This is a genomic window from Candidatus Omnitrophota bacterium, assembly GCA_013791745.1.
Lineage (GTDB): Bacteria > CG03 > CG03 > CG03 > CG03 > CG03.
In genome coordinates, this window is record VMTH01000116.1 from 1 (window position 1) to 4,506 (window position 4,506).

The following is a 4,506-nucleotide window of genomic DNA, read 5'->3' on the forward strand; positions in this document are numbered from 1 at the left end:
AACATAGTGTTTAACGCCTCCGTCAGGCAAATAGATTGCCTGAAAAAAAAGATCTTTTTTGAGGGCGGCAATATGTCCTATGACACGCTGATCTCAACGATCCCCCTCCCGGAACTTCTTCATTATCTCAAGGGCGGCCCGCTGAACAGCATGGCCAAAAAACTCAAATGGACAAGTGTTTACAACATGAACATAGCCGTTAAGAAAAATTTCTCAACACTGGGGCACTGGATATATTTTCCGCACGGGAAAATACCTTTTTATCGATTGGGGTTTTTATCAAATTTTAGCGCCGTGCCGGATAAATTCTCAACCATTTATATTGAAAGTTCCTACCGCTCGGAAAGAAAAAAAATATCCGAAGCGTCTGTCATGAAATTCCTTAACATCGCATCCGATGAAATCCTTGTCAGGAAAAACATTGATATCCCCTACGCTTATGTCATCTACGATATGGCGCGTGAAAAAGCCCTTGCCGAAATTCAGGATTTTCTCACATCCTGCGGCATAATCTCTACCGGGCGTTTCGGCGGATGGAAATACTCGACAATGGAAGAGGCCATGCAGGACGGATTTGACGCCGCGGCGGCTTCGGGTCTCTAACTTATCTCGCCGGATTTTCTGAGCGCCAGTTTCGTGCACAGCGGCCCCACCAGCTCATAAGCGACAGTGGTGGTGACGATGGTGGTAAAGATCATTTCCCCATACAGCGGGAGCTGGTCTCTGACCATGAGCGCCGCGCCCAGCGCCACACCGGCCTGAGGCACCAGGCCGAGCCACATATATTTTTTAATTCTCGCGGGCGCATGGGACAGAACGCCCCCTATATACGCGCCGGCAAATTTACCGAAGACTCTCACAATGAAATAAACCGCCGCCACAGCTCCCACAGATGTGATGGCGCTAATTTTCAGGTTGGCCCCCGAGAAAACAAAGAACAGCAGGTAGACGGGCGCGTCAACTTCATGCAGGACATCAAAAAATTTCGTTTCATGGGATATGTTGGCCAGAACCGCCCCCATGACCATGCATGTCAGAAGAAGCGGTATTTTGAGCATTTCGGAGACGCCTATGCCGATGAAAAGAAAGGCGAGCATGAAAATCAGAAGATTTTCGCGCGTGATGACGAAAGGCGCGATTTTTTTGATGAGGAGAGTCAGGACGATTCCTGTCAGCAAGGCGCCGCCTATGCTGCCCAGGGAAAACAGCAGAGCATGGCTCACAGCCGCGTTCCCGGCGCCCATAATAGCCATCGTGTTTACCATAGCGAGGGATATGGATATTATTATAAGGCACACGGCGTCGTCAAAAGCCACGATGCCCAGCAGAGTGCTGGTGAAGAGGCCGCTCGCGCGGTACTCTTTTATAACCATCATGGTGGCCGCAGGGGCCGTCGCGGAAGCCAGAGCCCCGAGGCACATGGCGGGCGCCCATGCCATTGAGAGAAAATATCTGGCCGCGAGCATCACCATAAAATACGCGCCCAGAGCCTCAAACAGCGATATCAGCGCCACCATTTTGCCCATTCTCTTTATGTCGCTCCATATGAAATTCTGGCCTATATTGAAAGCTATGAGACCGAGTCCGACACTTGAAACGAGGGGGGAAACGGTTATCAGATTGCCGTGCACAATATTCATCGCGAAGGGCCCCGCTATTATTCCGAAGATTATGTAAGCCGTCACGAGGGGAAGATTTATCAGTTTGATGATTTTGCCGGAAAACCACGCGCCGATAAGCACCAGGCCGAGACTGAATAAAATGTGCATTTAAGGACTCAGATGATACCTTTTTCTTTCAGAATGCCGATTACAATATCGAATTTTGTGAGCATCCCGGCAAATGTCGGGCCTTTCAAAACCGGAATTGTCCCTATCCGGTTAAGATCCATCATCTGCTCCGCGGAAGATATTGTTTCGTCCTCCTGTATAGTTATTATTTTTTTTGAATATAGATCGTCAACGAGAAAGAGTGTCCCCGAATCGGGCGGGATATTTATATACTGGAGTTCGTTGATCATGAAGCTCCCGCCGGAAGCGTACTTTGCCGTTCTCATCATGCGGGAAGGGATGCTGCAGAAAGGCTCTATCACATCTTTCAGCTTTATGGCGCCGAGAAAAACACGGTCGCGGTCAACTACGGGCAGAAGCGGGGAAGTGTGAAACTTCGTGAATATCTCAAGAAGCTCTCTCAGATTGGTTGAACGCGTAACGGTTATCGCGTCACGGATCATAACATCTTTTACTAGCATAAAAGCATTCTAATAAATTAACAGCGATTTATAAATAACGAAATGCCTGCGCCTCGCAGCGGGCTAATCCTTTACTCTTGGCGAGTATATTTATAGAATTGAAAAATATGGAGGTGACTATTATGAAAAATAAATTGTTTTTAGGTTCTTTTATCGCGCTGATGTTTTTAGGAGCTCCTCAGAGCAGTGATGCCGCCGGAAATTCCGAGCGCATCATATACATACCCAGCGGCGAGTGCCTCAATTACGGCGAGTACAATATGTCGTTCCGGGTTTATAACTACGGGGGCATGCTGACCCGCTCCGTCTTCGGGGTGCTGCAGGGAATGAACGTGGGATTTTCCTGGGACATCGCCAATCTCATAGGTTCTGAGACGGTACACGGGCGTGACCCCGCTCTATATCTTAAGCTCGATCTTTTCAGAGAAAGCGTTCTCATGCCGGCGATGGCCCTGGGCTATGACGCGCAGGGTTATGAATGGGACGCATCAAGGAGAGAATACTCAAGACAGGCGCTCGGAGCTTTTCTTGTCATGTCCAAAGAGTTCATCCTGCCGAATCTCTATCTGACAGGCGTCACGAACTACAATAACAAAGATCGTGACCCTGACCACGACTTCATGGATAAACTCGGCGGTTTCGCCGGATTCAACTACACGCCGTCAAGGGTCGGTTTCTATTATGAGGCTGTTAACCTGGGCCAGGGGCGGAATCTCTGCCGTATGAACGCCGGGGCGAAATATGAGGTTGTCGACGGGCTGCAGTTCATGCTGTCTTTTGAGAACATCTCCGAAGCCGGCCGCATAGAACTTGATAAGCAGCAGCAGCGGACTTTTTCCATACTTTACAAAGGGGCATTCTAAAAGAACAATGAGCGAGCTTTCGCCTGAATTTGAAAAACCGCTGTTAAAGATAGAGAAAAAAATCAAGGGCCTTGAAGTCAACCCGATTAAAAACGAAAAGGGAATAGCTTCCCTAAAGGAAAAACTTTCAAAAACACGCCGCAAGATTTTCACGAATCTCAGCCCTTTCCAGAGGGTACAGCTGGCCCGCCATCCGCTGAGGCCGCTTTTCACCGACTATCTCGCTGGCATGTTCACGAATTTTATTGAACTTCACGGCGACAGATTGTTCGCCGATGACGCCGCTATAATCGGCGGCCTCGCCGAGTTCAACGGGATCAGATGCGCCGTCATAGGCCAGGAGAAAGGGAAAACAACAGCCGAAAAATTAAAACGCAATTTCGGCATGCCCCAGCCGGAAGGATACCGTAAAGCCCTTAGAATAATGAAACTCGCCGAAAAATTCTCGCTTCCCCTCTTCACATTTATTGACACGCCCGGCGCGTATCCGGGCATCGGCGCCGAGGAGAGAGGTCAGGCAAGGGCCATAGCCGTGAATCTTGAAGATATGATGCAATTGCAGATCCCCGTGATTTCCGTTGTCATAGGCGAGGGCGGCTCCGGCGGGGCTCTGGCTCTGGGCGTGAGCAATCACATGATGATGCTGGCCAATTCCGTGTATTCGGTTATATCTCCCGAGGGCTGCGCGTCAATCCTTTTCAGGGACGCTTCCAAGGCGGAAGAAGCCGCGAAGGTCCTCAAACTCACCGCGCAGGACCTTCTGAAGCTGGGCGTGATAGATGAGATCGTCTCCGAGCCCATGGGCGGTGCGCACCTCAATCCGCCGAAACAGTTTGAGATCCTCTCAAAGAGTATGGCCGCGGCTCTTGAGGCCATCAGTAAAAAAAGGAATTATTCAGAACACAGGTATAAAAAATTCAGACAGATGGGCGAATTCAAAACTTAAAGGCAGGGGGGCTGATATGAAAAAGAACGTTTCCGGTAATATGCTGATAGCGCAGAGCGGCGGGCCGTCGATGGTGATAAACCAGAGCCTTGCAGGAGCCGTCCTTGAAGCTAAAAAGCACAAAGAGATAAGATCTATCCTCGGCGCTGTGCACGGCATAAAGGGCATCCTTGAGGAGGATCTTGTAAACCTGGGAAAGGAAACAAAAGAAAATCTTTTGAAGATCGCCGCCACGCCCTCTTCGGCTCTGGGTACGGTCAGGAAAAAACCCACAGCGGACGATTGTAAAAAAATATTCGGCGTTCTGCACAAATACGGTGTGAGATACTTCTTCTACATAGGCGGCAATGATTCGGCCGAGACGGTGCACATAATAAACAGCGAGGCGCGTAGAAAAAATTACGAGCTGCGCTGTTTCCACATCCCCAAAACCATAGATAATGATC

Annotated in this window: 5 protein-coding genes; 3 read left to right on the top strand and 2 right to left on the bottom strand. The window is 49.5% G+C overall.

Going from position 1 to position 4,506, the window contains the following annotated elements:
- Positions 1-599: 599 nt before the first annotated feature.
- Both FP827_05355 and FP827_05360 read right to left on the bottom strand, forming a co-directional pair.
- The gene (locus FP827_05355; protein MBA3052499.1) at positions 600-1,769 is read right to left on the bottom strand and encodes a cation:proton antiporter; all 1,170 of its coding nucleotides are present in this window, start codon (positions 1,767-1,769) and stop codon (positions 600-602) included.
- Between the two features lie 8 nt (positions 1,770-1,777).
- The gene (locus tag FP827_05360) at positions 1,778-2,251 is read right to left on the bottom strand and encodes a CBS domain-containing protein (protein MBA3052500.1); all 474 of its coding nucleotides are present in this window, start codon (positions 2,249-2,251) and stop codon (positions 1,778-1,780) included.
- 122 nt (positions 2,252-2,373) lie between these two features.
- Here FP827_05360 and FP827_05365 point away from each other — a divergent pair, with 122 nt between their 5' ends.
- The 3 genes from FP827_05365 to FP827_05375 all read left to right on the top strand — a co-directional run.
- On the top strand, positions 2,374-3,114 hold the full coding sequence (locus FP827_05365) for a hypothetical protein (protein ID MBA3052501.1): 741 nt from the start codon (positions 2,374-2,376) through the stop codon (positions 3,112-3,114).
- Between the two features lie 7 nt (positions 3,115-3,121).
- Positions 3,122-4,060 (top strand): acetyl-CoA carboxylase carboxyltransferase subunit alpha, encoded by a 939-nt coding sequence (locus FP827_05370; protein ID MBA3052502.1) that lies wholly within the window; start codon positions 3,122-3,124, stop codon positions 4,058-4,060.
- A 16-nt stretch (positions 4,061-4,076) separates the two neighbouring features.
- Positions 4,077-4,506: 6-phosphofructokinase (locus FP827_05375; GenBank protein MBA3052503.1), on the top strand; the 430-nt coding region annotated here is incomplete at its 3' end.

Excerpts from the sequence above, each read along its gene's own strand:
- FP827_05355 (MBA3052499.1), bottom strand. The coding sequence starts at position 1,769 with ATGCACATTTTATTCAGTCTCGGCCTGGTGCTTATCGGCGCGTGGTTT.
- FP827_05360 (MBA3052500.1), bottom strand. The coding sequence starts at position 2,251 with ATGCTAGTAAAAGATGTTATGATCCGTGACGCGATAACCGTTACGCGT.
- FP827_05365 (MBA3052501.1), top strand. The coding sequence starts at position 2,374 with ATGAAAAATAAATTGTTTTTAGGTTCTTTTATCGCGCTGATGTTTTTA.
- FP827_05370 (MBA3052502.1), top strand. The coding sequence starts at position 3,122 with ATGAGCGAGCTTTCGCCTGAATTTGAAAAACCGCTGTTAAAGATAGAG.